Source organism: Ramlibacter sp., from assembly GCF_013697775.1.
Classification (GTDB): Bacteria; Pseudomonadota; Gammaproteobacteria; order Burkholderiales; family Burkholderiaceae_C; genus Ramlibacter.
In genome coordinates, this window is sequence record NZ_JACCWG010000182.1 from 1 (window position 1) to 25,803 (window position 25,803).

The following is a 25,803-nucleotide window of genomic DNA, read 5'->3' on the forward strand; positions in this document are numbered from 1 at the left end:
GAGCCGGGCTGAGCGCCCGCGCGGCCCGCTTCTTTGGCGTACTCCCGCCAGCCCCCAATACGGCGCACGTTGTCGTTGGCCTCTCGCCAGGGCACCACCTTCTCTTCGGTAAAGGCCCGGTAGCCCTCGAAGGTGGAGCGGAACGACAGGTCGTTCGCGGCGACAGGCGCGCTGCCCTGTGCAACCGCCGGCAGGGCAGCCGAGAGGGTCAGCACGGCAAGCCAATGCCGGCCAGATGGATGGATCATGAAAACCTCGCGAAACTGAAAATCGGCTGCAGGGGTCAACGAACCCTGGACGAGAAGCACGACAGCTCAGGACGTGGACAGCGCAGGCTGCCCTCCTGAGCGTTTCAGGCGCGAGGCGGTTTGTCGGGGACGGTGGTGGCCCGGCTGTGGATCGCCACGAAGGGCTCCACGATGCGGATGAGGGGCAGCGCCGAGGCGGACTGCAGGACCGCGGTGCTGGTGATCGCTACCGCATGGCAGCATGCTGATGCGCAGACGCTGCACTTTTGCTGGAGGTCAGACGCCTTCTTGATCTCGGCCTTCGCTTGCTTCGCGTGGCCCTGATCGTGCGAGGCGTGGTCATGGCCCGCGTCGGCATGAATGGCATGACCGGCATGGTCGTGCTTCCCGTGATCGTGCGCGGTGGCCCGATTCGCTTTGGACTGCGCCGCCGCGTGGTGGCCGGCACCGCCATCGCACATCAGCATGGACGTGGCGGCGAATCCCTGCACGGGGACCGCCAGCATCACGAGCCAAGCCAAGAGCACACGAAGGAATGTCATACGCAGAAGCATTCTATCGACGGTTGGACTGCCGTAGGTCCGGAGAAGCGGACCGCTTCATGACGGATTTGTTATCTGCCGCATCAGTGCGCGATCTGCGAGAGAAACGCTGCTGCCCTGTCCGACGTCCTGGGCCGGCCGGCGAAGAAATCCTGGACGGGCAGGTCGTCCACTACCCTGCCCGCGTCCATGAACACCACCCGGTGGGCCACGCGGCGGGCGAATCCCATCTCGTGGGTCACGCACATCATGGTCATTCCCTCCTTGGCCAGACCGGGCATCACGTCCAGCACCTCGCCGACCATCTCCGGATCCAGGGCCGAGGTCGGCTCGTCGAACAGCATCACGATCGGGTCCATGCACAGCGCCCTGGCGATGGCCACGCGCTGCTGCTGCCCGCCCGACAGCTGGCCCGGGAACTTGTCCTTGTGGGTTTGCAGGCCGACCCGCTGCAGCATGTGCTCGGCCTTGGCCAGGGCGTCGGCCGCCGGGCGGCGCAGCACCCGCACCTGGGCGAGCGTCAGGTTCTGCGTCACGCTCAGGTGCGGGAACAGCTCGAAATGCTGGAACACCATGCCCACCCGGCTGCGCAGCTGCGGCAGGTTGGTGTTGCGGTCGCCGACGGCGATGCCGTCGACCAGGATCTTCCCCTGCTGGAAGGGTTCAAGGGCATTCACCGTCTTGATCAGCGTGGATTTGCCGGAGCCGGACGGCCCGCACACCACGACCACCTCGCCGCGCCTGATCGCCAGGCTGCAGTCCTTCAGGACCTGGAAGTCGCCGTACCACTTCGACACATTGCTGATGTTGATCACTCGGTTCTCCTCAGGCGGCTTGCCGCCGGCCTTGTTGCAGGCGCCCTACGGCCCACACCCCAACGGAACACAGGCCAAGGTAGACCGCGGCCACGAAGAGGTACATCTCCACCAGCCGGCCGTCGCGCTGGCCCAGCTTGGTCGCCGCGCCCAGGAAGTCGTTGAGGCTGATGACGTAGACGAGCGAGGTGTCCTTCAACAGCGCCACGGTCTGGTTGATCAGCGACGGTGTCATGTTGCGGACGCCTGCGGCAGGATGACGAAGCGCAGCGCGGACCACCGGCTCATGCCCAGGGCGGTCGCCGCATCCATCTGTCCGCGCTTCACGCTGCCGATGCCGGCGCGCATGATCTCGCAGTAGTAGGCCGACTCCGCCAGCGTGAAGGCCGCCAGCGCCGAGTAGATCGCACCGACGCTCAGGTACGGGTCGCCGGTGACGAGGCGCAGCACCGGCGGCAGCAGGAAGTAGAACCAGAAGATCGTGAGGATCAGCGGGACCGAGCGGAACAGGTTCACGTAGCCGGTAGCGGCCACCTGCAGCGGCTTGGGCCCGAAGATGCGCACGATGGCCAGCAAGGTGCCGATCAGGATTCCGGCGGCCATGCTGATGGCGACCAGGAACAGGGTCATCCCCATGCCCTGCGCCAGGTAGGGCCAACCCCGCGCGATGGTGGACCAGTCGAAGCTGTAGGACATGCTCAGGCTCCCACGTAGCCGGGGATGCGGCTTCGCGTCTCGACCCAGCGCATCAGCGCGATGACGACGTAGGTGACCAGCATGTAGATCAGCGTGGCGGCGACGAAGGCTTCGAATGGCTGCGAGCTGAACTCGCTGAGCTGGCGGGTCTGCCCGGTCAGCTCCATCAGGCCAATGGTCAACGCAACCGCCGAGTTCTTGAACACGTTCAGGAAGTCCGAGGTCAGGGGCGGGATCACGATCCGGAAGGCCTGCGGCAGGACCACGTCGCGGTACACGCCCGCCCGGCTCAATCCAAGCGCCATGGCGGCCTGCACCTGGCTAGGCGGCACCGACTCGATGCCCGCGCGCACCTGCTCCGCCGCCTTGGCGGCCGTGTACAGGGTGAGCGCGACCAGCACGGTGAGGAACTGGTTCCACACCGGGTTCATCTGCTTGATGGCATCGCCCCAGCGCGTGGGGAGGAGTTCCGGCACCACGAAATACCAGATGAACAGCTGCACCAGCAATGGCGTGTTCCGAAAGCAATGGACGTAGGCGGCGGCAGCCCAGCGCACGCCGCGCTGGGGCAGCGTGCGCGCGACGCCCGCGGCCGTGCCAATGCCTAGCGCCATCGCCCACGAGAGCAGCGACAGGGCCACCGTCCAGCCCAGGCCCCGCAGGATCATCTGCCAGTAGTAGCCCTCGCCCGTCACCGACGGGCGGAAGAACACCAGCCAGTCCCAGCTGTAATTCATTGCTTTGCGATCCTGTCCTCATTGCCCGGCGCAGGCCGTTACTGGAAGGCCTTGTCGTTGGGGTTGCGGAACAGCTCCCACATGGGCTCGGGCACCGGCATGCCGACCACCACCCCGCCCTTCACGTTGATCTTGGACAGGAAGTACTTGGTGTAGATCTTCTCCATCTCGCCGCTCTTCATCATCCTGGCGATGACATCGTCCACCAGCGCCTTGAACTGCGCGTCGTCCTTGCGCAGCATGCAGGCGTACGCTTCCTGGGCCATCGGCACGCCGACCACCTGCCAGTCGTACGGCTTGTTCGCGCGGGCGATGTTGCCGTAGAGGATCACGTCGTCCTGCATGGCCGCCTGCGCGCGGCCGGTCTCCACCATCAGGAAGTTCTCGTTGATGTCCTTGGCCAGCAGGATGTTGATGCCCCAGCCGTTCTTCGCATTCGCCTCGCGGATCAGCCGCTCCGCCGTGGTGCCGCCGCTCACCACGATGTTCTTTCCCACCAGGTCGGCCCAATACCGGATACCGGAGTTCTTGCGGACCAGCAGCCGGGCGCCCACCACGAAGAAGGTGTTGGAGAAGGAGACCTGCCGCTCGCGCTCCGTGTTGTGCGTGGTGGAGCTGCACTCCAGGTCCAGGGTCTGGTTGGCCACCAGCGGAATGCGCGTCTGCGGCGTGACCTCCATGGTCTTCACCTGCAGATTCGGCAGGTTCAGGTCCTTCTTGACCCTGTCGACCACGTGCTGCGCGATCTCCCACGCGTAGCCCGCCTGCTTGTTGTTGTCGTCCAGATAGTTGAAGGGAACCGAGGCGCTGCGCGTGCCGAGGGTGATGGTTCCGGTCTCGCGGATCTTGGCCAAAGTGCCCGTGAGGGGCTGTGCGGCCGCGGGCTGCGCCGGCTTGGCGGCCGGCTTGGCGGCCTGCGACCAGGCGCCGGGCACCAGGCAGGCCAGCAAGGCGGCAGTCAGCGCGCGGCGGTGGATTCGAGAGGTCATACAGCACTCCTGGGAAGAGGTTTCACATTGACAGGGACGGTTCTGCGGCGCAATGAGGCTTTTTCTGAGTGACGCCTCTACCGGGCGCTTTCCAGCCGCTGCACGCCGTCATGCAGATCGGCGAGCAGTTGGTCCATGGGTTCCAGGCCCATGTGGAACCGGACCACGTAGTCGCCGGCAGCCCAGTGGCTGCAGCTTCGGGCGGCGGCGGGCTCGGCCAGCGACACAAGGCTGTGGCTGCTGCCCCAGCTCGCGCCGATGCGGAATCGCCGGAACCCGTCCAGCATGGGCGTGAGGGCCTCGCGCGTGGGCTTGCGGAACAGCACCGAGACCAGGCCGTTGCCGGCGTCGAAATAGCGCGCGAACCGCGCGTGGTGGGGATCGCCTGGCAGCGCCGGGTTTAGCACCCGGTCCACGCAGCCCTGCTGCTGCAGCCAGTCGGACAACACCAGGCCGCGCCGAGCGTGCTCGGCCAGCCGGGTGTCCAGCGTGCTCAGCCCCCGCAGGACCATGTAGGCGTCATCCGAGGAGACGCCCGAGCCGACGGACGCGACGAATGCCTTGATCCTGCGGAACAGGCCTTCATCGGCCACGGTGATGGAACCCATGCACAGGTCGGCGTGGCCGGAGGCGTACTTCGAGAGCGCGGTGCAGCACATGTCCACGCCATGCTCGAACATCCGCGACGCGCCGAACCCCCAGGTGTTGTCGATGAGCACCCGCGCGCCGGCCCGGTGCGCTTCCTCGGCGATCGGCGCGATGTCCTGGATTTCCATGGTGTAGTAGCCGGGCGACTCCAGCAGCACCGCGGCCGTGCCGGGGCGCAGCAGCGCGGCGATGGAGCCGGCGTCGGCCGGAAAGAATTCCACCGTGACCCCAAACGTGCGCATCACCTGCAGCAAAAACGTCCGCGAGGAGCCATAGATGCAGTCCGCCGCCAGCACGTGGTCGCCGCTCTTGCACACCGCCATCAGGCCATGCGTGATCGCCGCCAGGCCCGAGGGAACGACCACCGACCGGACGCCGCCCTCGATCTTCGCGATCTCGCTTTCGAGCGCGCGCGTCGTGGGGGTGCCGTAGAGCCCGTACGAGTAGCCGTCGAACAGACGCTCGCGCCGGTTCAAGAACGCGTCCGTGCTCGGGAACAGGATGGTCGAGGCCCGATGCACCGGGACGTTGATCGCATCGAAGGACGGCGGCGCGCCCGCTGGGTGGGAAGACTGCATCACGGAGATCCGGTTCAGAAGCGGTGGCGCACACCCACCACAAAGGACGAGGGAGACGGGCCGTTCACGCCGTTGTCGAGGTTGAACGTCGCGCCGTTCTGATTGCGCAGCTTGCCGTAGCGCATGTACAAATCGGTTCGCTTGGACAGCAGGTACTCCGCGCCGAAGCTGTAGCCCTTGGTGTCGCGGTTGGCCGCGGTCTTGTCGTTGACGCGTCCGACGGTGGCCTGCAGGAGCACCGGGCCGACCGGCACGCCGACACCGATCCAGTAGCTGTTCTGGTCCAGGGCGGCGGCCCCCTCCTTGCGGGTGCGGTACGCGCCATACAGCTTGACGGCCCCAAAGTCGTAGGAGCCGCCCACCGTGTGCCAGGTGCGCCGGTCCGTGGCGGCGGCGTTGCGCTGGCTGTCGTAGCCGTAGGCGGCGTAGAGCGGCCCGTTGTAGTACTGCAGCGAAGCGCCCACGTCGTTCAGCGCGCCGGAGACGCCGCCGGCGTTCTCGCCCAGGGCGTACATCACGCGGCCCACGAAACCGCCCATGCGCGGCGTCTCGTAGATGATCGCGTTGTCGGCACGGAAGCCGGTGTTGGAATAGGTGTTGGGTGGAGAGGCGACCGAACCGGCATCGAACGGGTCCATGCCGAACACCGCGCGCGCCTCTGGGCGGAACTGGCGCCCGAAGGTGATCTGCCCCCAGTCGCCGGCCAGGCCGACCCAGCTCTGGCGGTTGAACATCAGCCCGCCACCGGCGGCGGCGCCCGAGCCGTTGTCGGTGTTGACGCCGGCTTCCAGGTTGAAGATCGCACGCATACCGCCGCCGAGGTCCTCGGTGCCCCGAAAGCCCAGCCGCGACGAGGAGCCCTGTCCCGACACCAGGCGGTTGACCGAGATGCCTGCGCCGTTCGAAGCGCGCTCGATGCCGGTGTCGACGATGCCGTACAGGGTCACCGACGACTGCGCGAATGCTCCCGCGGAGCAAAGCAGTCCCATCCCCGCGGCCAGCGCCGGCGTGATCCGTTTCGTTTTCATTGGTCTTGTCTCGTGTTGTTCTGGTCCGTCCCGCGTTGGCGGCCGATGCTCCTATTTGGAGGGGGCGGCTTCGATCAGCTTGAGCGCCTGCTTCATGTTGTCGACCGCCTCGGTTTCGAGGGCCTCGTAGACCGGCTTCTCGTGGTTCAGGGTCGCGAAGATCTCGCGGGCCTTGGCGATCTTGGCGGGGTCGGTGGTCTTGGGGCTGGCCAGCGCGGCCTCCAGGCGCTTGTACTCACTGGAGAGAAAGGCCGGCTGCTCACCCAGTTCACGCAGGCCGGCGTTGGTGAGGCTGCGGATGCGCAGCAGCATCTTGACGTCGGCCTGGTCCATCTGGCCTTGCGCCCGCTCCAGCGCGAGGCGGGCCTGGATGGCCTCCTTGCTGTCAAGCTTCTTGCCTGCGGCCAGCTGCTGGAACTTGGCGACGTCCGGGCCGAAGTCGTGGGCCTGCGCAGGCAGGGCGAGTGCGAGCGCCGCGGCGCAGAGAATCACGCGAATGCTCATTGCTTGTCTCCTCGTGGTTGAGCAAGACAAAGTCTAGGGGGCAGCAGATAAGGTATTTGATAATCTGCTTTTCACTTGATAAGCCAGATTTATATGCGCGTGACCGAGATCGAAACGTTCCGCGCGATCATGGGCAGCGGCTCGACGCGCAAGGCCGCGGCGCTGCTGGGGGTCACCCAGCCGGCGGTCAGCCAATCGCTCAAGCGGCTGGAGTCGGAGGCGGGATTCCCGCTGTTCGCGCGGCTGCGCGGGCGGCTACAGCCAACGCCCGAGGCCCAGGCGCTGCTGGTGGAGGTGGAGCGGATGTTCGTCGGCCTCGGCGCGATCGAGCACCGGCTCAAGAGCCTGCGCGAGTTCGGGGTCGAGCGGCTGCAGCTGGCCTGCTACCCGGCGTTCGGGCTCGGATTCACCCCGCGCGCGCTGCGCCGCTTCATGGCGGCCAAGGACGCCATGCGTCCGCAGGTTTCGCTGCAGATCCTGAGTTCCAAGGACGTGCGCGACCGCGTGGTCTCCGGACTTGCCGATTTCGGGCTGATGGCCGATGAGGTGTCGACCGAAGGGCTGGAGGCCTCGGTGTTCGCCAAATACCCTGGGGTGGTGGTCATGCCCAAGGGCCACCCCCTGGCGCGCCACAAGCAGATCAAGCCGGAGCAGCTGGCCGAGCTGCCGTTCCTGGCGTTGAACCCGGAAGACGCGTCGCGCCGCCGGCTCGAAAGCGCGCTGGCGGAAAGCGGGGTGACGCTCTCGGTCTCCGTGCACACCCCCTACGGTGCCAGCATCTGCGAGATGGCCCTGCACGGGCTTGGCGTCGGCGTGGTCAACCCGATCACCGCGCTGGACTATGCCGAGCGAGGCCTCGTGTGCCGCAAGCTGTCGATGGACGCGACGTTCTCCTGCCTGCTGGCGGTGCCGGCCGGGCGCATGTTGTCGGGGACGGCAAAGAGCTTCCTTGCGTTGATGCGCAAGCAGCTGCATGAAGACGAGCAGAAGATGCGCGAGTATTTGAAGGCGGCCTGAGAGGGCCAACTGCATTCCGGTATCGACCGGCGTGAGCCCGTCGTCGAGGACGCGGATCATCATTGGAGGGGATAAATGGCCAATCGAATCGTCAGTGGAATCGACCTGGTGCTGCCTGCCATCGATGCCCTCACGACGCTGCGCTCCAACTTGGCGCAAACGAGGCGCACCATGCAAGAGTGCGGGCCGGCACTTAACCACATCGCTCCAGACCGCAGATGGATCATGCCCGGAGAGCAGGAACCGCAGCAGGCCGTCGAGCAGGCGCGGACTCACCGCCATCGCGCGCGCGACCGCGGCCAGCGGAATCCCGAAATGCTGCTGCATCACCTTCAGGCTGTCGGACACCGCTTCTGGCTGTTCGGCGGGCATGTCGGTTCTCCTTCTCGGAGGTCGCCTCACCATGGCGATTGAAGTGGATGTAGCCCGAGCGTGCCTGCTCCTCGGTGAAGAGGCCCAACTGCTTGCCGCGATAGAGGATGCCTGCCTTGGACACGCCCACCGTCTCTTCAGCTCGGACATGCCCGTCCACGACAGGTGGCTGCCACGCAACGCCAGGCTGCATTCGCTGGCGAAGGTCGAGCGGGGCATCAGCAGCGCGCTGGCAAAGCGGTTGGCTTGGCTTTCCGTGAGGCGGTCGCCCGTGAGCACCCCGATGTGCAGCGAGAAGTGGCCGAGTTCATGTGCCACCCCGAATCGTTCACGGCAAGCCGAGCGTCCATCACACGACCGCGCCGGCGTTCTCCGCGATGCGGGGGCTGCCGTGCGCGACGTTGTCCTGCGTCGTACGGCCGCTGCTGCCGGCTTGTCGATCACCTGGAGCAGTTGGGCAAACCGGCTCCTGACACTCGGCCAGCGGCCGAATGCGAACCCTCAGCCGCTTCGCTTTCGGGCGGGCGTGCGAAGTCGGCATTTTCTTACAGGGAGTCGGACGCAGTCCGACACACAATTCGGCTCAGCCTTCCCATTCACACCATGACCCAGACGCATATTGCCCTCACCGAAACACGCGACAGCCGCACTGCGGGTGCAGAGCTGGGGCGCGGCATCCGCCAGGCATTCGACGGAGCCGCACCAGATGCGGTTGTTGTTTTCGCGTCGGCGCAGCACGACTACGACGTGCTCCTGCAAGCGCTCGCCCAGGAAGCGGGAACGCAGGTCATTGCCGGATCTTCCTCGGCAGGCGAATTCACGAATCTCGGCCGCGGTGAAGGGCAGGTGTCGGCGCTGGGCATCCGCAGTTCGGACATGAAATTCGCCGTTGGTCTTGGGCAGGGAGTCAGCCGGGATGCGGCCGAAGCGGCACGCCAGGTGGTGGGTGCGTTCCGGGAGCGCACCAGTGCGACGCAGACGTACCGCAATGCACTTGTGATGACCGATGCGCTGGCGGGCCACACGGACGCGCTCGTCGAGGAGCTGACCCTGGGCACCGGCGGCGACTACCGCTTCTTCGGCGGTGGGGCCGGTGATGACGGCCGCTTCAACACCACGCACGTTTTCGCGGGTACCAAGTCCTACAACGACGCCGTCGCGGCACTGGAGATTCTCTCCAGCAAGCCCATCGGAATCGGGGTGGCGCACGGCTGGGAGCCCGCCGGTGAAGGTATGCGCGTGACGGAGGCAGACGGCATGCGGCTGATCGGCTTGAACGGCGCCCCTGCGCTGGAGGCCCTCCAGGTGCATGCGAGCAAGACCGGACAAGCACTCGATTTGGCGGAGCCTCTGCCGTTTTTTCTGCACAACGTGCTCGGCATCCGCTCGTCCGAAGGGTATCGGCTTCGCGTGCCGCTCGCGATCGGCGAGAACGGCTCCCTCCATTGCGCGGCGGCCGTGCCTGAAGGGTCGGTGGTCTACATCATGAAGGCGAATGCCAACTCGGCGGTGCAGGCTGCGCGGCATGCCACCGAGGCTGCCTTGCGCGGTCTCTCCGGCCACAAGCCGGCCGCGGCCTTTGTTTTCGATTGCGTGGCGACCCGGCTGCGACTCGGGCGCGCCTTCGAGGACGAACTGCAGGCCTGCGCAAAACTGCTGGCGCCCGCAGGCTTCGTCGGCTGCAACACTTACGGGCAGATCGCACGTGCCGAAGGCCAGTTCAGCGGCTTCCACAATTGCACCGCCGTTGTTTGCGTGCTCCCGGAATAAGCTGATGCCGCACCCATTGCGGCCCCTGATCGACGCACTGGCACAGGAGGACGGCCGCGAGAACGCTGCGCAGGCGCTGGCGCGTGCCCTGGGCGGCCAGCATCTGCTCATGTGCGTGGAGGATCCGGAAATTGGCGTGATGCTGCCCGCGCCGGGCATGGTCAAGACGTGGGCCGCGGGGGCGTCATGGCGCGAGCTGCTGCGCCGCTGCGCCCGCGAGAGTCGGTTGCAGGGCGAGGTGGATGTGCTGGGCAGACGCTGGGATGCCGTGGCCCTCGTCCACCGGGGCTGTGCGTTCGTACTGCTTGGCGACGAGCCATGCAGGGTTCCCGCAGAATTGGTCGAGGCGCTGCCTCTTCTTTCCGAGGTACTGCGCGCACAGCAGGCACTGCGCATCGGAAGGGCCGAAGCGGCAGATGCACGGGCAGCAGCCACACGTGCGCATCAGCTCGCAGCCGCCCTCGACAGTGCCCGCGCCGCGGCCGCTGAGCTCAACCTGCAGCTGCGCATCGAGCACCAGCACAAAGACGAGTTCCTGGCGATGCTCGCGCACGAGTTGCGCAACCCGCTCGCCCCCATGATGACTGGCATCGAGATCCTGCGCCGGCTACCCCCTGAGAAGGTGGGGGCCCGAGACCGGCAGCTTGCCGTGATGAGCCGCCAGATGCAGCAGCTCACCCACCTGGTGGACGACTTGCTGGATGTCTCCCGCGTCAGCCGGGGGTTGATCGAACTGCGACGCGAGGCCTTGCGTCTGGACGACGTGCTTGCGGCCGCCATGGAAGCGAGCAAGCCGGCCTTTGTGAGTCGGCGGCACGCGCTTGTGCTGGAGTCCCGTGCTGCAAACATGCACGTGAACGGCGACCGTGTCCGGCTCGTGCAGGTGTTCTCCAACCTGCTGAACAATGCAGCCAAGTACACCGATCCAGGGGGCCGCATCGAAGTGGACCTCACAGAAGCCGGGGCGGCGGCGCGAGTGAGCATCCGGGACAACGGAGCCGGGATTCCCCCGAAGATGCTGGACAGCATCTTCGACATGTTCACGCAAGTGCCAGGCTCGCTTGACCGAGCGCCGGGGGGCCTCGGCATCGGGCTCACGCTTGTGCGCACCTTGATCGGCCTGCACGGCGGGAGCGTCGAAGCGCGCAGCGCCGGCATCGGCGAAGGCAGCGAATTCATCGTCGTCCTGCCGCTGGTCGAAGCTTCACCGGTTGCGTCGCAGCATACGGAGCTTGGCGATCCGCTCGAACTCTCTGAGCATGTGCTGGTTGTGGATGACAACGTGGATGCCGCACAAACGCTGGCCGAGGTGCTGCGGATGATGGGCGCGCGGGTCACGATCGCGCACGATGGCGCCCAGGCACTGGAAGCTGGCGCGTCCGGCGAGCCGCCGCACCTGGTCCTGCTGGACATAGGGTTGCCTGGGATGGACGGGTACGAAACGGCACGCGAGTGGCGCCGACGCTTCGGCAACCGGTCCAAGCTTGTCGCGCTGACCGGCTACGGCAGCGCAGAAGACCGCCAGCGCACCGCCCGCAGCGGCTTCGACGCGCACCTGGTGAAGCCCGTCACGATCGACGTCGTCGAACAGCTGATTCGCGCCCCATCGAAGAAGGCGGTGGACGGCGGATAGGAATGCCGTGCATGGAAGGCATCAGCCACCCGAAAAGAGCGTCTACTGCGTTTGCCATCGCACAGACAGCTGCCTGCGGCGCGCGCCAACTGCGCGCATATGGACTTCCTCGCACACTTGCTCCAGAAGCAGCCGCGTTTCACGCGGCGAGTGCTCGACGAGTACTGCGAAGATTTCAAGCGAATCTGACCCCTTGGACCCCTTGCGGAACCAATTGATCGCCGGCCTCGGCCCGAAGGCGCGCGACAGCCTGCTGGCCGCCGGTGAAGCGGCGGACCTCGCCTTGTCGCAGGTGCTCAGCGTCGCGGGCGGCGTCGTGCGCCATGTCTACTTCCCGGTGGAGGGGTTCATTTCGCTCGTGGCCGCCGTGAAGGACAGCCCCGGCATCGAGGTCGGCATGATCGGCACCGAGGGCATGCTCGGCGCGTCGCTTGCGCTGGGGGTGTCGACCCACCCGGTGCGCGCCATCGTGCAGGGGCCCGGCACGGCCTGGCGCATTCCGGCTGCGGCCTTCAAGGCGGAACTGCGCCGCAGCGCGCAGCTGCACCGCTCGGTGGCGCGCTACCTGTTCGTGCTGCTCTGCCAGCAGTCGAGCGCGGCCGTCTGCCTGCGCTTCCACCTGATCGGTCCCCGGCTCGCGCGCTGGCTTCTCATGAGCCAGGACCGCGCCCATGCGGACAGCTTCCACGTCACCCACGAGTTCCTGTCGTACATGATGGGCGTGCGGCGCGAAGGCGTCACGCAGGCGGCCGGGGCGCTGCAGCACAGAGGCCTGATCGCGTACCGGCGCGGAGAGATGCACATCCTGGACCGCGCGGGACTGGAAGCGGCGGCATGCAGCTGCTACGGCGTGGAGAGCGCGATCTACGCCGATGTCTTCCCGTGAACGGCCTCAGCCGTCGGCAGCAGCCGGTCGTATTCCTTCTTGACCACCGCGTAGCACTCGCAGGTGCGCTGCTCCAGGGCGGCGCGGTCCAGCACCGTGATGTGGCCTCGCGCATAGCGGATCAGTCCCGCTGTCTGCAGCTTGAGCGCCGCCGCCGTCACGCCTTCGCGGCGAACGCCCAGCATGTTGCCTATCAGTTCCTGCGTCATGTGCAGTTCACGGCCGTGCAAGCGGTCGAGGCTGAGAAGCAGCCAGCGGCAAAGCTGCTGGTCGAGCGAGTGGTGGCGGTTGCACACCGCCGTCTGCGCCACCTGCGTGATCAGTGCCTGTGTGTACCGCAGCAGCAGGTGCAGCACCGGCCCGGCGCGGTTGAACTCCTTCTTCATGGCCTGCGCCTCGAGCCGGAAGCCGCGCCCGGCGCTTTGCACCACAGCGCGGCTCGGCGTGGTTTCGCCGCCCATGAACAGTGCAATACCGACCAGTCCTTCGTTGCCGACCACCGCGATTTCGGCGGACGCGCCGTCTTCCATCACATACAGCAGCGAGACGATCGAATCGATGGGGAAGTAGACGTGCGTGAGCGAAAGGCCGGATTCGTACAGCACCCGGCCCAGCGGCATGTCAACCGGTTCAAGCAACTGGGACCAGCGCTCCCACTCCGCCGTGGGCAAGGCAGCCAGCAACCGGTTACGTCGGGGATCGCGTGAAGCGGGCATCAGGTCCTCTGCAAGCTTGTCAGTATAAGGCGGCAATCATGGTATCTGTGCGGTACAGCACGCACAAGCACCTCCCGCAGGGTGTGTTGCCAGCACCCACCGCAGCTGCGCCTGCGTGCGAGAACGCACAGACGCGGACGGCTCAGGCACGCATGCTGTGGACAAGGATGCTGTTTCCTGTCGCCCAACCCTTACCGGCAAGAGAAGAACCCATGTACCAATTCTTGATCGACAACCGCGACGAGCTGATCGCCCGATGCAAACAAAAGGTTGAGAAGCGCCCGGGCCGTTCCGCCACGGCGGACCAGCTGGAGCATGGCATTCCCCTCTTCATCGATCAGTTGACCCGGACGCTGCAGGCCGAAGAGCAGGGGCTGTCCGCGGCCAGCGTGCGAATTTCGGGCACGTCTGGCGGATACTCCCGCATTCACTCGGAAATCAGCGTCGGCGCCGCTGCCCATGGCAAGGAATTGCTGGCGCTGGGGTTCACCGTCGACCAGGCGGTTCATGACTATGGCGATCTGTGCCAGGCCATCACCGACCTGGCGCTCGAGCGGGATGAGGCTTTCTCGGCCCACGAGTTCCGCACCCTCAATCGCTGCCTGGACAATGCGATCGCGGACGCGGTCACCGAATTCAGCCGGCTGCGCGAAATCAATCTGGTGGCCGCGCAGCGCGCGGCCACCAACGAACGCGTCGGGTTCCTTGTCCACGAGTTGCGCAACGGGCTCGGCACGGCGGCGCTCGCGGTGAGTGCACTCGAGGCGAGCAACATGCCGATCAGCGGCGCCACCGGCGCGGTGCTCAAGCGCAGCCTGCTGGCCCTGAACAGCCTGGTGTCGCGCTCGCTCGATGATGTGCGCCACAGCACCCCCGTGGAGCAGCACGTCTTCCAGCTCGCCGCTTTCATCGAGGACGCGAAGCAGACCGCACAGCTCGACCCGATCGCGATCCGCTGCACGCTGTCGGTCGAGAACGCCGACGCCGCGCTCGGCATTCGCGGCAACCGGGAAATGCTGCTCGCCGCGCTGGGCAACCTGCTGCAGAACGCATTCAAGTTCACGCACGACCAGACAATGGTCACGCTCAAGACGTCCGCTTCCAAGCACCACGTCACCATCGAGGTCCTCGACCATTGCGGCGGGCTTCCCAACGGCGACGCGCACGAGATATTCACTCCCTTCCACCAGCGCAGCGGCGACCGGTCCGGCCTGGGCCTGGGTTTGTCGATCGCACGGCAAAGCATCGAAGCCGACTCGGGCACCCTGAGCGTGCGGGACATGCCGGGCGTGGGCTGCGTGCTCTCGATCCGCATGCCGCGCCATGCCTTCGAACAACATCCGGCCATCAACTGATTTTTCACACCACTGCAGGACACCAACATGCTCGCGCTCGTCTACCAAGGCCCCGGCCGCAAGACGCTGCAGGACCGCGACAAGCCCGCGATCCAGGCCCCCACGGATGCAGTCGTCCGGATCACGCGCACCACCATCTGCGGCACCGACCTGCACATCCTCAAGGGTGACGTCGCCAGCTGCAAATCCGGCACCGTGCTGGGCCACGAGGGGGTCGGCATCATCGACAGCGTGGGTGCGGGCGTCACCGCGTTCGGCATCGGCGACCGCGTGCTGATTTCCTGCATCTCCTCGTGCGGCCGCTGCGCGCCTTGCCGCGAGCGCATGTATTCGCATTGCACCACCGGCGGCTGGATCCTCGGCAACACCATCGACGGCACCCAGGCGGAGTTCGTGCGCATCCCCCACGCGGACACCAGCCTGTACCCGATTCCCGCGGGCGCCGACGAAGAAGCGCTGGTCATGCTGAGCGACATCCTCCCGACCGGCTTCGAGTGCGGCGTGCTGAACGGCAGGGTGAAGCCGGGCTCCAGTGTCGCCATCATCGGGTCCGGGCCCATCGGACTGGCGGCGCTGCTCACCGCGCAGTTCTATGCGCCCGCGCAGATCATCATGGTCGACCTGGACGACAACCGGCTGGAAGTCGCCAAGCGCTTCGGTGCCACCGCCACCGTCAACAGCTTCAGCGGCGATGCCGCCGAGCAGGTGATGGCCCTTACCGGCGGCCGCGGCGTCGATACCGCGATCGAGGCGGTCGGCATTCCGGCCACGTTCCAGATCTGCCAGGACGTGGTGGCGGCAGGCGGCACCATCGCCAACGTCGGCGTGCACGGCTGCAAGGCCGACCTCGACCTGGAACGGCTCTGGTCGCACAACGTGACGATCACCACCGGGCTGGTGGAAACCTTTTCCATCCCGATGCTGCTCAAGACAGTGCAGTCCAAACGCGTCGATGCGTCCCGGCTGATCACCCATCGCTTCAAGCTCGCCGACATGCTGGCCGCATACGACACCTTCGCCAAGGCGGCCGACACCAAGGCGCTGAAGGTGATCATCGAGGCGTGAGAACCATGCCGGCGCGCAGGCGGTTCATGCTCGGCGCGGCGGCCTGCGCCACGGCCCTGCCCTCGCTGACGGCCTGTTCCGCCGCCGACGAGCGATTCCACATCGCCGAAACGGCGATCACCATCACCCCGGACTTCACGCGCCGATGCCCCGCCGTCGACCCGGACGATCACCATCTCTTCGTCTCGCTGGGGCTTCGCCCCGAAGAACGCCCCGACCTGGTCGTGCGCTTCGGGCGCGGCCCGGGCCTGTCCCTGTCGATGCGGCGGCCGCTGCTGGCGGTGTTGGCCTGACGGGAGATGCAATGAGCTGGATGGGATGGACCGCCCTGGGCATCGGCTGCGTGGCGATCGCCGGGGTTGCTCTTTCCGCTTTCGGCCGCGCGCGCCGGGACGCCGCGACGCAGGCCCAGATGGCACTGCTGGACGCTGCCGCGGTGCCCGCGCCGGCCGGCCGCTACGACGCCCGCGACATCGAAGGCCCGCCGACGCGCGGCACGGCCGCCACGGCAGGCAAGCCGTATTTCGTGGGTGAACTCAGGTCGCTGGTGTACGAGTTCGCGCCGTGAACCGCCTCCTGGACCCGACGCGCTACCGGATGGCACTGGTGCGATGGGCGCGCCGCTCCAGCTCGCCGCTGTCGCGGCCGGTGGCCGCGCTCCTGGACCCGGAGCGCCCCGGCTCGGGCGCGCTGTTGCTGGCTGCAATGCTCCTCGTCGCGGCAAGCTGGCTGTTCCTGGGCGTCCTGCAGGACGTCGTCGCGGGCGACCCGCTGGTGCAGGCCGACCAGGCTGTGTTTGCGTTCCTGCAGCAGTGGCGCACGGCATCGGCCGACCGCATCCTGGTGGCCGTGACGGGCATGGGCAGCGGCGGCGTGATGGTTCCGCTGGTTGCCTGCGTGGCCGGCTGGCTGGCGTGGCGCCGATGCTGGCGGACGATGGGCTACTGGCTTGCCAATGCCGTCGTCGGTGAAACGCTGGTGCAGGTGGTCAAGCTCGGCCTCGGGCGCCACCGCCCGAGGCTGCTGTACGAGGGAATCGAGCAGTTCTCGTTCCCGAGCGGGCACGTCACGGTCAGCACCGTGGTCCTGGGCTTCCTGGCCGTGTTGCTGGCCCGCGGCCAACCTTCGCCGCGCAAGGCAGGCCTGGCCGCCACGGCGGCCATCTACGTCCTGCTGGTGTCGTTCTCTCGCCTCTATCTGGGCGCGCATTGGCTGTCGGATGCCATCGGCGGCATCGCGCTCGGGACGGCGTGGGTTGCCTTCATCGCCATGTCGTACGAGCCGCGCGCCTCCCGCGAGGACTATGCGCCAGCGGCACTGGCAGGCGTGGCGCTGGCGGCGCTCGTGGTCTCGGGTACCGGCTGGCTGGCGTGGCAAGGGCCGGGCGACCGGCAGTTCTACGCGCTCCTTCCAGCCGCTGCCCGCATCCGCGCCGGCTAAGGTGCGTGGATCGCCTGCCGCGCGTGCATCGAACGCAGCTCGCCTTCCAGGGCGCTGATGCGCTCCAGGTATCCCAGCACGAGCGACACCGCGAAGACGTCCAGGTCCAGGTCGCGCCGCAGCCGCCCCGCGGCGCGCAGGGGCATGACCCATTCGGCGCTGAAGCTGGCTTCGCCCGGCGCACCGGCCACCGGCACCAGCGCGCCGTACGCGACCAGCTCGTGCAGTTCGTCAGGCGTCAGCGCGCAAGCGCGGCACAGCTCGGCGATAGTGATGGTTTCGCGCCCGTCCAGCCAGGCGGCTTCAGTGAACAGCGTCATGCTTCACTTCCCGGCGCGGGCGCGCGGATCGAATTGGGAGATTCCGGCCAGCTGCTGGAAGAGCGCGCGCTCCTCGTCCGTCAGCGTTGCCGGCACGTCGATGCAGGCGATGGCGTAGAGGTCGCCATGTCCACCCTTGCCGTTGGCCAGGCCGCGGCCGCGCGCGCGCAGCTTGCGCCCGGTGCGCGTGCCCGCCGGCACGGTCAGCAGCACGGCGCCTGCCAGGGTCGGCACCTCCACCTCTGCGCCGAGCGCCGCTTCCCAGGGCGCGAGCACCAGGTCGAAGTAGAGGTCGTGCCCATCGGGGCGGAACACGGCGTGCGGCGCCAATGTCAGGTGCAGGTAGATGTCGCCGTCGGCACCGCCGTTGCGCCCCTTGCCGCCCTTTCCCTTCAACCGCAGCTTCTGGCCCTCGCTCGCGCCGGGAGGGATTTTGATTTCCAGCGTGCGCGCGCCGTCTCCGCCGTCCACTTCCATGTTGGCAGTGGTCCCCCGGTTCGCGTCTTCGAGGCTGATCGCCATGGTGGTTTCGAAGTCGCGCCCGTGCACGGGCCGCGCCGCGCCGCGGCCGGCACGTCCGCGGCCCATGGAGGCGAGCAGCTCTTCCAGGTCGACATCGGCGAAGTTGCCGGGCCCGCCGCCGAAATGCTGCTCCCATTGCGGCGGGGGCGCGAACTCCTCGCCGGCGGGCCGGTGCCCCAGTGCGTCATAGGCCTTGCGCTTTTCCGGATCCTTCAGTGTGCCATAAGCCTCACCGATTTCCTTGAATTTCTCCTCGCCGCCGGGCGCCTTGGACACATCGGGGTGGTGCTCGCGCGCGAGCTTGCGGTAGGCCTTCTTGATCTGTTCCGGGGTGGCCCCGCGCGCGACGCCCAGCGCTTCGTAATAGTCCTTGTATTTCATGGCTTCGTGATCCCGATGGGACCACACGCGCTCAGCGCACCAGCAGCACGGGAACCTGGCATCGGGCCATGACTCCGGTGACCGTCGATCCCATGAAGAGGTTGCCCAGGGCGGAGTGCCCGTGGGTGCCCATGATGATGAGGTCGGGCTTCGTTTCCAGCGCGTAGGCGGCGATGGCTTCCCCCGCCGGCCCCTCGACGTGCGCCGTGCTGAAATCCCAGTGCTGCTGCTGCGCGAACGCGCGGATCGGCTTGAACACTTCGTTCGCCTCGTCTTCGCCGTAGTTGTCGATGGTGGCCTTGTCGACGAAGCGAGCCACCCGCTGCGGAATGGCAGGGGTCGCGTGCAGGGCCGTGAAGAAGTTGCCCACACCCAGCAATTCCTCGTGGGCCGCCAGATACGCCAACATGCGCTTCGTGTAATCGCTGCCGTCCACGGCCAATAGAACCTTCATTTGCTTCTCCTGCAGAGCCCGCCACGCACGGCAGCGTGCCGATGATGCTCTCGCGTTGCGCACTCGACGTCCGTTCGATGCAGCACAGACGACGCCACCTCGCTGCAGTAGAAGCGCTTGTGATCCACTCTTCAAGGCCGTCCATGAACGACAACACAGCGCCCGACGGAACGCGGGGCACCGGCCCCGCGGTGCACCATGTCCCGGAAGGATTTTCCGACCGGTTCGCGCTCGTGTTCACCAAGATGCTCCGGTTCACGGCCGATACGCTGTTCGCCAAGCGCTACGGCCACAGGGCGATCGTCCTGGAGACCGTGGCCGCGGTGCCGGGCATGGTGGGTGGCACCATCACGCACCTGCGCTGCCTGCGCAACATGGTGGGTGACGACGGCTGGATCCGCACCCTGATGGAAGAGGCCGAGAACGAGCGCATGCACCTGATGACGTTCATCGAGATCGCCAAGCCGACGGCGTTCGAACGCATGATCGTGATGCTGGCCCAGTGGATCTTCTATCTCGCCTTCTTCCTGCTCTACCTGGTCTCGGCGCGTACTGCGCACCGGGTCGTCGGTTACTTCGAGGAGGAGGCGGTCATCAGCTACACCAGCTACCTCGCGGAGATCGACGAAGGCCGCTCGCCCAACGTCGGTGCGCCGGCCATCGCCAGGCATTACTGGAAGCTGCCGGAGGACGCCACCCTGCGTGACGTGGTGCTCAAGGTGCGGGCCGACGAAGCCCATCATCGGGACATCAACCATGGTTTCGCCAACAAGCTCGGCGGCCGTCCCGCCGCCGCGCGCGCCGCGGCCTACCCGGAGCATGCGGATGAGATTCGCATCGAGGCGTGAGCCGGGGCCCTGCAGCGCCACCGCGATCGCGGTGAACGCATGAGCATCCGCAACCTCGAACACCTGCTCGCGCCGCGCTCCGTGGCGGTCGTGGGCGCCTCCGACCGGGTCGGCAGCGTCGGCGCCACGGTCTGGCGCAACATGAACGCGGGCCGCTTCGCCGGCGCCATTTACGCCGTCAACCCGAAACACGCGTCCATCGGCGGCCGCCCGGCCTTCGCCCGGCTCACGGACCTGCCGGCGGTGCCCGACCTCGCCGTGCTCTGCACGCCGCCCGACACCGTCGTCGACCTCGTCGCGGAACTCGGCCGGCTCGGCACGCGCGCGGTCATCGTGATGACGGCGGGACTCACGCCCGCGCACAAGAAGGCCATGCTCGATGCGGCACGGCCCCACTTGCTGCGGGTGCTCGGGCCCAACTGCCTGGGGCTGCTGACGCCGCACCTGGGCCTGAACGCCAGTTTCGCGCACACCGATGCGTTGGCCGGCGACGTGGCCTTCATCTCGCAATCGGGCGCGCTGGTCACCGCCATCCTCGACTGGTCCACATCCCGCGGCATCGGTTTTTCGCACATGGTGTCCCTGGGCGAGCGGGCCGACGTCGACTTCGGCGACCTGCTCGACTACCTGGCCAGCGATGCGCGCACGCGCTCGATCCTGCTCTACATCGAATCCATCGAGGCGCCGCGCAAGTTCATGTCGGCCGCGCGCGCCGCGGCCCGCAACAAGCCCGTGATCGTGGTCAAGGCCGGCCGGGCCGGCAACGGCATGAAGGCGGCTGCCTCGCACACCGGTGCCCTGGCGGGATCCGACATCGTGTTCGACGCCGCCATCCGCCGCGCCGGCATGCTGCGCGTGGACACGCTGCAGGACCTGTTCATGGCCACCGAAACCCTGGCCCGCTTTCGCGGCGGCGGTGACGGTGGCCTCACGCTGATGACCAACGGCGGCGGCGCCGGCGTGATGGCTGCCGACGCGGCCGCGCTTGCAGGCCTTGCGCTGCAGGAACTCGACGATGTGCTGGTGCGCAAGCTCGATGCCTTCCTGCCGCCGACCTGGTCCCACGGCAACCCCATCGACATCATCGGCGACGCACCTGTGGCGCGCTACACCCAGACACTGCAGGCGCTGCTCGCCGACGGCACCGGCACCGTGCTGTTCATGCACGCGCCGACCGCCATCGTGCGCAGCGAAGACATCGCGCGCGCCTGTGCGCCCATCGTCCAGGCCGCACCCGGCCGGGTCATGGCCTGCTGGCTTGGCGACGCTTCGGTGGCGCAGGCGCGCCGCATCTTCGAAGAAGCGGGGGTGCCCGACTACGCCACGCCGGAGGAAGCGGTGCGGGCGTTCGGCATGCTGGGGACCTACCGCCGCAACCAGGCCCTGCTGCTCGAGGCCCCTTCGGCCAGCGGGAACTCCCGCCCCGACACCGCTGGCGCGCGCGCCATCATCGAGGCCGCGCTTGCGGACGGCCGCGAAATGCTCGGCGAACTGGAAGCCAAGGCCGTCCTCGCGGCCTATGGCATTCCTGTGGTCCAGAGCCTCGCCGCGGCGGCCACCGCCGAGGCCGCCACGGTGGCGGCCAGGACCATCGGCTATCCGGTGGCGATCAAGATCCTGTCCCCCGACATCAGCCACAAGTCCGACGTCGGCGGGGTCCAGCTGCACCTGCGCGACGAGCCCGAGCTGCGGGCCGCCGCCACCGCGATGCTGGCCCGGGTCAAGGCAGCGCGCCCCGAGGCGCGCATCACCGGCCTCACCGTGCAGGCGATGGCCATCCGCCCGCTGGCACAGGAGCTGATCCTGGGGTTCAGCGTCGATCCCCTGTTCGGCCCGGTCCTGCTGTTCGGCCAGGGCGGCACCGCGGTGGAGGTGCTGGCGGACCGCGCGATTGCCTTGCCGCCGCTCAACCGTGTGCTGGCCCGGGACCTGGTCTCCCGCACGCGCGTGGCAAGGCTGCTGGCCGGCTACCGCGACCACCCGCCGGCGGACCTGGAGGCCGTTGGCGACGTGCTGATCGCCCTGTCGCAGATGCTGGTCGAGCTGCCCGAACTGTGCGAGCTCGACATCAACCCCCTGCTGGCCGACCACGCAGGCGTGGTGGCTCTCGACGCCCGGATCCGCGTCAGCCGCAGCCTGCCCGCGGGTGCGGCGCGTTTCGCGATCACGCCCTACCCCGCGCAGCTGGAAGAAACGCTGGCATGGCAGGGCGAGACGATCTTGGTGCGCCCGATCCGGCCCGAGGACGAGCCGCAGCACCGCGCCTTTGTCGCGGGCTTGCAGCCGGAGGACCTGCGCCTGCGGTTTTTCAGCGTGCGCCGGGAGTTGCCGCGCAGCGAGCTGGCCCGCCTGACCCAGGTCGACTATGCGCGCGAGATGGCCTTCATCGCGGTGCGCACCGTTCCTGGCGGTGCCGACGAAACCCTCGGGGTGGTGCGGGCCGTGATCGACCCCGACAACGCCGATGCGGAGTTCGCGGTCATCGTCCGGTCCGACCTGAAGGGCCGCGGACTCGGGCGCCTGCTGATGCGCAAGATGATCGGTTTCCTTTCCAGCCGCGGCACCGGGCGCATGGTGGGCTACGTGCTGCGGGACAACCAGCCCATGCGCGCGCTGGCGCGCTCGCTGGGATTCGACGCCGGTGTGTCCCCGGCCGGCGAAGACTCGGTCTTTGTGGTGTTGAAGATACCGGGCGTCTCCTGCCTACCGTCGAGCACCACGTCCAGGCCGGCTGCCACGTGAGGCGCTGAGGCAGGCGGTGCCCCCGCTGCCCCACAGGTCAACTGCACGGGCTAAACTGGCCTGCAACATGAAGCCCGCCCAGCCCCTGGACCCGCGCCTGACTGAGCAGCGCAACCCGCGCAGCATGCGCATCGATCAGTTGTCTACCGCCGAGATCGTCGACCTCATCAATGCGGAGGACCGGATGGTCGCCGCGGCAGTTGGCGAAGAACGGCAGCAGATCGCGCACGCCATCGACCTCGTGGTGGAGTGCCTGCGCAACGGCGGCCGGCTCATCTATGTGGGTGCGGGAACCTCGGGCCGGCTGGGCGTGCTGGACGCTTCCGAGATGCCGCCCACCTACCGCATCGACCCCGACATGGTGCAAGGCGTGATCGCCGGCGGCCTGGAAGCGCTGGTGCGGGCGCAGGAAGGCGCTGAGGACCATCCGCAGGACGGCGCCGACGCCATGGACGAGCGTGGCATCGGCCCCAACGATTTCGTGCTCGGCATCGCGGCTTCGGGCACCACGCCGTATGTGCACGGCGCGCTCAAGCGCGCGCGCGCGCTGGGCGCGCGCACCGGCTTCCTGCTCTGCACCTATCCGTCGGAGCGGCTGATGCAGTCGCACGACGTGGTGATCGCGCCGCTGGTCGGCCCCGAGGTCATCACCGGCTCGACGCGCATGAAGGCCGGCACCGCCACCAAGATCGTGCTCAACACCATCAGCACCGCCGCGATGGTGAAGACCGGCAAGGTCTACGGCAACCTGATGGTGGACCTGCAGGTGACCTGCCAGAAGCTGCAGGACCGCGGCGAGCGCATCCTGATGGAGACGCTGGGCATCGAGCGCTGGGAAGCCCAGCGGCTGCTGGACGAATCGGGCGGGCATGTGAAGACCGCCATCGCGATGAACAAGCTCGGCCTGGATGCGCGCGGCGCCAAGGAAGAGCTCGACCTCGCCGGCGGCTCCATTGCCGACGTGGTGGGCGACCTGCGCAAGGAGTGACGGCCGGCCCGCCGCGCGCGGCGGCCGACCGAAGGCTTCTCCCCGTATTTCACGCCGGCGGCGCTGGTGCCTCGCCGCACACCAGCAGCACTGCCTTCGCCGGCAGCCTGTCGAGCGCGACCCACTCGCCCCATCGCACCTGCAGGTCCGGCTGCAGCAGCCGCGCCGGGTGCAAATAGCGCTCCCAGTGCAAGGTGATGTCGCGCTGCTGCACCTTCAGGCGCAGCTCGAACGACGGCCAGTGGGCCGGCAGCCGCGGCGAAAGCGCCAGCGCGCCGGGGCGCACCTGCAGCCCCAGCAGGGTTTCGACCGCGGCGCGGTAGAGCCACCCCGCCGATCCCGTGTACCAGCTCCACCCCCCGCGGCCGACGTAGGGCGCGGCGCCGAAGGTGTCGCCCGCCGTGACGTAAGGCTCGAGCTCGTACGCTGCGCCATGCTTGGGGTGCCGGCTGCGGTGCGCGGGGCTGATGCCCTTGAAACTGCGCCACGCCGCTTCAGGGTCGCCGCCCAGCGCCTGCGCCATCAGGCCCCACACGGCGGCGTGCGAATACTGCCCGCCGTTCTCGCGCACGCCCGGCGGATAGGCCTGGATGTAGCCCGGGTTGTGCAGCGAGTGCTCCAGCGGCGGCGCCAGCAGCAGCAGCAGGCCGGCGTCCGCATCGAACAGTTGATGCTCCACGGCGGCCAGCGCCGGCGCTGTGAAGGCGGGAGTCGAGGCGCCGGAAAGCACGGCCCACGCCTGCGCGATGAGGTCGATGCGGCACTCGCTGTTGGCGGCCGACCCCAGCGGCGTGCCGTCGTCGAAGAAGGCGCGCCGGAACCAGCCGCCGTCCCAGCCCGGGCCGTGCAGCGCGGCGATCCAGCCGTCGCGCGCCCGCAGCCAGCGCTGCGCCCGTTCGCCCTCGCCCCGCGCGCTGGCCAGCGGCGCGAACTGCTCCGTGACCGCGCACAGGAACCAGGCGAGCCAGACCGACTCGCCGCGGCCCTGGTGTCCGACCCGGTTCATGCCGTCGTTCCAGTCGCCGGTGCCCATCAGCGGCAGGCCGTTCGCGCCGACGGGCAGGCTGCGGTCGATGGTGCGGGCACAGTGTTCGTAGACGCTGGCGCCGTCGGCCGACACCTGCGGCGTGTAGTACGCATCCTCGGCGCCGGCGGGAATGGCGGCGCCCTCCAGGAAGGGCACCTGCTGGTCCAGCAGTGCGAGGTCGCCGGTGGCGGCGAGGTAATGCGCGCAGGCGTACGGCAGCCACAGCAGGTCGTCCGAAAAATGCGTCCGCACGCCTTCGCCACCGGGTGCGTGCCACCAGTGCTGCACGTCGCCCTCGGGGAACTGGCGCGCGGCATTGAGGACGATCTGCTCGCGCAGCCGCGCGGGGTCGGCCAGCGTCAGCGCCATGGCATCTTGCAGCTGGTCCCGAAAACCCGACGCGCCGCCGGCCTGGTAGAAGCCCGCCTTGGACCAGAGCCGGCAGCTCACGGTCTGGTACAGCAGCCACCGGTTCACCAGCGCGTCGAACAGCGGGTCGGGCGTCCTGACCTGCACCGCCTCGTTCAGTCCCGACCACCAGCGCCTGACCTGCGCCAGCGCGGCCAGGGGATCGCGGCGGCTCCAGCCGGCCGCCAGCTGCCGCGCCGCTTCGGCCGAGGTCGCGTGGCCCAGCACGAAAGTGAACGAGGCGCCCTCGCCCGCGGCAAGCACGAAGTCCCCGGCGATGGCCGCGCACGGGTCCAGGCCCGGCCCGCTGCGCCCCGCCAGGGTGGCGGGCACGCCCATTCGGCCGGTCGCGCCATCGAAGAACTCGGCGCGGTCGCACGTCCATTGCGCCAGCGGCACCGCACCCTGGACCGAGAGGAACGCGGTATGGGCGCCGAAGCCCGCGCGCTGCTCGCGCTGCTGCGCGAACACGGCGGGCAGGTCCGCCTCCTTCCAGGTCAGCACGCCGCGCCGGTCGCCGCGGTTGGCGCCCAGCTGCCATTCGACCAGCCCCAGCGCCCGCAGCCGCAGCCGGGGGCCCGAGTGGTTGCGCAGCTGCACGCGCACGACCTTGACCGCGTCCACGAGGTCGGCGAAGAAAGTGGCCTCCACCTGGAGGGCGCCGCGTGAACTCTCGAACACGCTGTAGCCCTGGCCATGCCGCACGGCGAGCTGCCCGCCGGGCCGCGTGACACTGAACACTTCACCGCTGTCCAGGTCCTGCAGGAGCCAATGTTCCGCCGCCGGATCGGCCACCGGGTCGTTGGACCAGGCGGTGAGCTGGTGCAGCCGGCTGTTCACCGCCCAGGTGTAGCCGCTGCCGGCCTCCGACACCTGGAAGCCGAAGCCGCGGTTGGCGATGACGTTGACCCACGGGCGCGGCGGCGCCTGGCCGGGCGCGAGCGCGAAGCGGAACTCGCCGCTGGCGTCGTCGAATTCACCCACCGGCGCGGCACTGCCCGTCCTTGCAGCGGCACCCGCCTCGATGGCTGCCGCCACGGGCGCCAGCGCTTGCGGCGGCGGCCCCGCCCACAG

Annotated in this window: 25 protein-coding genes and 3 pseudogenes; 13 read left to right on the forward strand and 15 right to left on the reverse strand. The window is 68.1% G+C overall.

All coding sequences use genetic code 11. From position 1 onward, the window contains the following. The 9 genes and pseudogenes from H0U68_RS08920 to H0U68_RS08960 all read right to left on the reverse strand — a co-directional run. Nucleotides 1-308 (reverse strand): hypothetical protein (locus H0U68_RS08920; protein WP_296354736.1); only part of this gene is annotated, 308 nt, incomplete at its 3' end. A gap of 44 nt (nucleotides 309-352) precedes the next feature. Then, entirely contained in the window at nucleotides 353-790 is a 438-nt protein-coding gene (locus tag H0U68_RS08925) for a hypothetical protein (RefSeq protein ID WP_296354738.1), read from the reverse strand. A gap of 83 nt (nucleotides 791-873) precedes the next feature. Beyond that, the gene (locus H0U68_RS08930; protein ID WP_296354740.1) at nucleotides 874-1,605 is read right to left on the reverse strand and encodes an amino acid ABC transporter ATP-binding protein; all 732 of its coding nucleotides are present in this window, start codon (nucleotides 1,603-1,605) and stop codon (nucleotides 874-876) included. A 10-nt stretch (nucleotides 1,606-1,615) separates the two neighbouring features. After that, nucleotides 1,616-2,301 (reverse strand): annotated as a pseudogene (locus H0U68_RS08935) (amino acid ABC transporter permease). 2 nt (nucleotides 2,302-2,303) lie between these two features. Further along, nucleotides 2,304-3,038: an amino acid ABC transporter permease gene (locus tag H0U68_RS08940; protein ID WP_296354742.1), complete on the reverse strand. Its 735-nt coding sequence runs from the start codon at nucleotides 3,036-3,038 to the stop codon at nucleotides 2,304-2,306. A 38-nt stretch (nucleotides 3,039-3,076) separates the two neighbouring features. After that, nucleotides 3,077-4,027: a transporter substrate-binding domain-containing protein gene (locus tag H0U68_RS08945; protein WP_296354744.1), complete on the reverse strand. Its 951-nt coding sequence runs from the start codon at nucleotides 4,025-4,027 to the stop codon at nucleotides 3,077-3,079. A gap of 77 nt (nucleotides 4,028-4,104) precedes the next feature. Then, nucleotides 4,105-5,253, reverse strand: a complete 1,149-nt coding sequence (locus tag H0U68_RS08950) for a PLP-dependent transferase (RefSeq protein WP_296354746.1) — start codon at nucleotides 5,251-5,253, stop codon at nucleotides 4,105-4,107. 14 nt (nucleotides 5,254-5,267) lie between these two features. After that, nucleotides 5,268-6,281: a porin gene (locus H0U68_RS08955; RefSeq protein WP_296354748.1), complete on the reverse strand. Its 1,014-nt coding sequence runs from the start codon at nucleotides 6,279-6,281 to the stop codon at nucleotides 5,268-5,270. Between the two features lie 51 nt (nucleotides 6,282-6,332). Further along, nucleotides 6,333-6,785: a hypothetical protein gene (locus H0U68_RS08960; RefSeq protein WP_296354750.1), complete on the reverse strand. Its 453-nt coding sequence runs from the start codon at nucleotides 6,783-6,785 to the stop codon at nucleotides 6,333-6,335. Between the two features lie 93 nt (nucleotides 6,786-6,878). Here H0U68_RS08960 and H0U68_RS08965 point away from each other — a divergent pair, with 93 nt between their 5' ends. Beyond that, the gene (locus H0U68_RS08965) at nucleotides 6,879-7,802 is read left to right on the forward strand and encodes a LysR substrate-binding domain-containing protein (protein WP_296354753.1); all 924 of its coding nucleotides are present in this window, start codon (nucleotides 6,879-6,881) and stop codon (nucleotides 7,800-7,802) included. Nucleotides 7,803-7,877: 75 nt separating this feature from the next. Beyond that, nucleotides 7,878-8,216, forward strand: a complete 339-nt coding sequence (locus tag H0U68_RS08970; protein WP_296354754.1) for a hypothetical protein — start codon at nucleotides 7,878-7,880, stop codon at nucleotides 8,214-8,216. Nucleotides 8,217-8,315: 99 nt separating this feature from the next. Here H0U68_RS08970 and H0U68_RS24370 read toward each other — a convergent pair. Next, a pseudogene (locus tag H0U68_RS24370) lies at nucleotides 8,316-8,618 on the reverse strand (ImmA/IrrE family metallo-endopeptidase); the annotation flags it as partial. A gap of 159 nt (nucleotides 8,619-8,777) precedes the next feature. On the opposite strand from H0U68_RS24370, the gene H0U68_RS08975 reads away from it, so the two are divergent. From H0U68_RS08975 to H0U68_RS08985, 3 genes are all read left to right on the forward strand, one after another. Then, nucleotides 8,778-9,944, forward strand: coding sequence for an FIST N-terminal domain-containing protein (locus H0U68_RS08975; protein ID WP_296354756.1), 1,167 nt, complete (start codon nucleotides 8,778-8,780; stop codon nucleotides 9,942-9,944). Nucleotides 9,945-9,948: 4 nt separating this feature from the next. Next, entirely contained in the window at nucleotides 9,949-11,577 is a 1,629-nt protein-coding gene (locus tag H0U68_RS08980; RefSeq protein WP_296354758.1) for an ATP-binding protein, read from the forward strand. Nucleotides 11,578-11,779: 202 nt separating this feature from the next. Then, entirely contained in the window at nucleotides 11,780-12,463 is a 684-nt protein-coding gene (locus H0U68_RS08985) for a Crp/Fnr family transcriptional regulator (protein WP_296354760.1), read from the forward strand. On the opposite strand, the gene H0U68_RS08990 is transcribed toward H0U68_RS08985, so the two are convergent. After that, nucleotides 12,442-13,179, reverse strand: coding sequence for a Crp/Fnr family transcriptional regulator (locus H0U68_RS08990; RefSeq protein WP_296354762.1), 738 nt, complete (start codon nucleotides 13,177-13,179; stop codon nucleotides 12,442-12,444). The genes H0U68_RS08985 and H0U68_RS08990 overlap by 22 nt on opposite strands. A gap of 212 nt (nucleotides 13,180-13,391) precedes the next feature. Here H0U68_RS08990 and H0U68_RS08995 point away from each other — a divergent pair, with 212 nt between their 5' ends. From H0U68_RS08995 to H0U68_RS09015, 5 genes are read left to right on the forward strand one after another with little or no spacing between them, the layout of a single operon-like run. Continuing rightward, the gene (locus H0U68_RS08995) at nucleotides 13,392-14,534 is read left to right on the forward strand and encodes a HAMP domain-containing sensor histidine kinase (protein ID WP_296354763.1); all 1,143 of its coding nucleotides are present in this window, start codon (nucleotides 13,392-13,394) and stop codon (nucleotides 14,532-14,534) included. Nucleotides 14,535-14,561: 27 nt separating this feature from the next. After that, entirely contained in the window at nucleotides 14,562-15,599 is a 1,038-nt protein-coding gene (locus H0U68_RS09000; RefSeq protein WP_296354765.1) for a zinc-dependent alcohol dehydrogenase family protein, read from the forward strand. After that, nucleotides 15,596-15,892 (forward strand): hypothetical protein, encoded by a 297-nt coding sequence (locus H0U68_RS09005; RefSeq protein WP_296354766.1) that lies wholly within the window; start codon nucleotides 15,596-15,598, stop codon nucleotides 15,890-15,892. Before H0U68_RS09000 ends, H0U68_RS09005 begins: the two co-directional genes overlap by 4 nt. Before the next feature lie 11 nt (nucleotides 15,893-15,903). Continuing rightward, nucleotides 15,904-16,167 carry a hypothetical protein gene (locus H0U68_RS09010; RefSeq protein WP_296354768.1) on the forward strand — a complete coding sequence of 88 codons (264 nt, stop codon included), beginning with the start codon at nucleotides 15,904-15,906 and terminating at the stop codon, nucleotides 16,165-16,167. Next, the gene (locus H0U68_RS09015) at nucleotides 16,164-17,039 is read left to right on the forward strand and encodes a phosphatase PAP2 family protein (protein ID WP_296354770.1); all 876 of its coding nucleotides are present in this window, start codon (nucleotides 16,164-16,166) and stop codon (nucleotides 17,037-17,039) included. Before H0U68_RS09010 ends, H0U68_RS09015 begins: the two co-directional genes overlap by 4 nt. Here H0U68_RS09015 and H0U68_RS09020 read toward each other — a convergent pair. Genes H0U68_RS09020 through H0U68_RS09030 form a run of 3 tightly spaced genes read right to left on the reverse strand, consistent with a single transcriptional unit; the run spans nucleotide 17,036 to nucleotide 18,716 of the window. After that, nucleotides 17,036-17,359: a chaperone modulator CbpM gene (locus H0U68_RS09020; RefSeq protein ID WP_296354771.1), complete on the reverse strand. Its 324-nt coding sequence runs from the start codon at nucleotides 17,357-17,359 to the stop codon at nucleotides 17,036-17,038. The two genes, H0U68_RS09015 and H0U68_RS09020, sit on opposite strands and share 4 nt — an antisense overlap. A 3-nt stretch (nucleotides 17,360-17,362) precedes the next feature. After that, nucleotides 17,363-18,262, reverse strand: a complete 900-nt coding sequence (locus H0U68_RS09025; protein WP_296354774.1) for a J domain-containing protein — start codon at nucleotides 18,260-18,262, stop codon at nucleotides 17,363-17,365. A gap of 31 nt (nucleotides 18,263-18,293) precedes the next feature. Next, nucleotides 18,294-18,716, reverse strand: a complete 423-nt coding sequence (locus tag H0U68_RS09030) for a universal stress protein (RefSeq protein ID WP_296354776.1) — start codon at nucleotides 18,714-18,716, stop codon at nucleotides 18,294-18,296. A gap of 143 nt (nucleotides 18,717-18,859) precedes the next feature. Here H0U68_RS09030 and H0U68_RS09035 point away from each other — a divergent pair, with 143 nt between their 5' ends. From H0U68_RS09035 to murQ, 3 genes are all read left to right on the forward strand, one after another. Further along, nucleotides 18,860-19,564: an alternative oxidase gene (locus H0U68_RS09035; RefSeq protein ID WP_296354778.1), complete on the forward strand. Its 705-nt coding sequence runs from the start codon at nucleotides 18,860-18,862 to the stop codon at nucleotides 19,562-19,564. 39 nt (nucleotides 19,565-19,603) lie between these two features. Continuing rightward, nucleotides 19,604-22,306 carry a bifunctional acetate--CoA ligase family protein/GNAT family N-acetyltransferase gene (locus H0U68_RS09040; protein WP_296354781.1) on the forward strand — a complete coding sequence of 901 codons (2,703 nt, stop codon included), beginning with the start codon at nucleotides 19,604-19,606 and terminating at the stop codon, nucleotides 22,304-22,306. A gap of 67 nt (nucleotides 22,307-22,373) precedes the next feature. Then, nucleotides 22,374-23,294 carry an N-acetylmuramic acid 6-phosphate etherase gene (gene murQ, locus H0U68_RS09045; protein ID WP_296354783.1) on the forward strand — a complete coding sequence of 307 codons (921 nt, stop codon included), beginning with the start codon at nucleotides 22,374-22,376 and terminating at the stop codon, nucleotides 23,292-23,294. Nucleotides 23,295-23,343: 49 nt separating this feature from the next. Here the strand turns inward: murQ and H0U68_RS09050 are convergent. Further along, nucleotides 23,344-25,803, reverse strand: a pseudogene (locus tag H0U68_RS09050) (hypothetical protein); the annotation flags it as partial.

What these genes read in the sequence shown, in the direction of transcription:
- H0U68_RS08925 (WP_296354738.1), bottom strand. Translation starts at nt 790, where the DNA reads ATGACATTCCTTCGTGTGCTCTTGGCTTGGCTCGTGATGCTGGCGGTC.
- H0U68_RS08940 (WP_296354742.1), bottom strand. Translation starts at nt 3,038, where the DNA reads ATGAATTACAGCTGGGACTGGCTGGTGTTCTTCCGCCCGTCGGTGACG.
- H0U68_RS08945 (WP_296354744.1), bottom strand. Translation starts at nt 4,027, where the DNA reads ATGACCTCTCGAATCCACCGCCGCGCGCTGACTGCCGCCTTGCTGGCC.
- H0U68_RS08950 (WP_296354746.1), bottom strand. Translation starts at nt 5,253, where the DNA reads ATGCAGTCTTCCCACCCAGCGGGCGCGCCGCCGTCCTTCGATGCGATC.
- H0U68_RS08955 (WP_296354748.1), bottom strand. Translation starts at nt 6,281, where the DNA reads ATGAAAACGAAACGGATCACGCCGGCGCTGGCCGCGGGGATGGGACTG.
- H0U68_RS08960 (WP_296354750.1), bottom strand. Translation starts at nt 6,785, where the DNA reads ATGAGCATTCGCGTGATTCTCTGCGCCGCGGCGCTCGCACTCGCCCTG.
- H0U68_RS08965 (WP_296354753.1), top strand. Translation starts at nt 6,879, where the DNA reads ATGCGCGTGACCGAGATCGAAACGTTCCGCGCGATCATGGGCAGCGGC.
- H0U68_RS08970 (WP_296354754.1), top strand. Translation starts at nt 7,878, where the DNA reads ATGGCCAATCGAATCGTCAGTGGAATCGACCTGGTGCTGCCTGCCATC.
- H0U68_RS08975 (WP_296354756.1), top strand. Translation starts at nt 8,778, where the DNA reads ATGACCCAGACGCATATTGCCCTCACCGAAACACGCGACAGCCGCACT.
- H0U68_RS08980 (WP_296354758.1), top strand. Translation starts at nt 9,949, where the DNA reads ATGCCGCACCCATTGCGGCCCCTGATCGACGCACTGGCACAGGAGGAC.
- H0U68_RS08990 (WP_296354762.1), bottom strand. Translation starts at nt 13,179, where the DNA reads ATGCCCGCTTCACGCGATCCCCGACGTAACCGGTTGCTGGCTGCCTTG.
- H0U68_RS08995 (WP_296354763.1), top strand. Translation starts at nt 13,392, where the DNA reads ATGTACCAATTCTTGATCGACAACCGCGACGAGCTGATCGCCCGATGC.
- H0U68_RS09000 (WP_296354765.1), top strand. Translation starts at nt 14,562, where the DNA reads ATGCTCGCGCTCGTCTACCAAGGCCCCGGCCGCAAGACGCTGCAGGAC.
- H0U68_RS09010 (WP_296354768.1), top strand. Translation starts at nt 15,904, where the DNA reads ATGAGCTGGATGGGATGGACCGCCCTGGGCATCGGCTGCGTGGCGATC.
- H0U68_RS09020 (WP_296354771.1), bottom strand. Translation starts at nt 17,359, where the DNA reads ATGACGCTGTTCACTGAAGCCGCCTGGCTGGACGGGCGCGAAACCATC.
- H0U68_RS09025 (WP_296354774.1), bottom strand. Translation starts at nt 18,262, where the DNA reads ATGAAATACAAGGACTATTACGAAGCGCTGGGCGTCGCGCGCGGGGCC.
- H0U68_RS09030 (WP_296354776.1), bottom strand. Translation starts at nt 18,716, where the DNA reads ATGAAGGTTCTATTGGCCGTGGACGGCAGCGATTACACGAAGCGCATG.
- H0U68_RS09035 (WP_296354778.1), top strand. Translation starts at nt 18,860, where the DNA reads ATGAACGACAACACAGCGCCCGACGGAACGCGGGGCACCGGCCCCGCG.
- H0U68_RS09040 (WP_296354781.1), top strand. Translation starts at nt 19,604, where the DNA reads ATGAGCATCCGCAACCTCGAACACCTGCTCGCGCCGCGCTCCGTGGCG.
- murQ (WP_296354783.1), top strand. Translation starts at nt 22,374, where the DNA reads ATGAAGCCCGCCCAGCCCCTGGACCCGCGCCTGACTGAGCAGCGCAAC.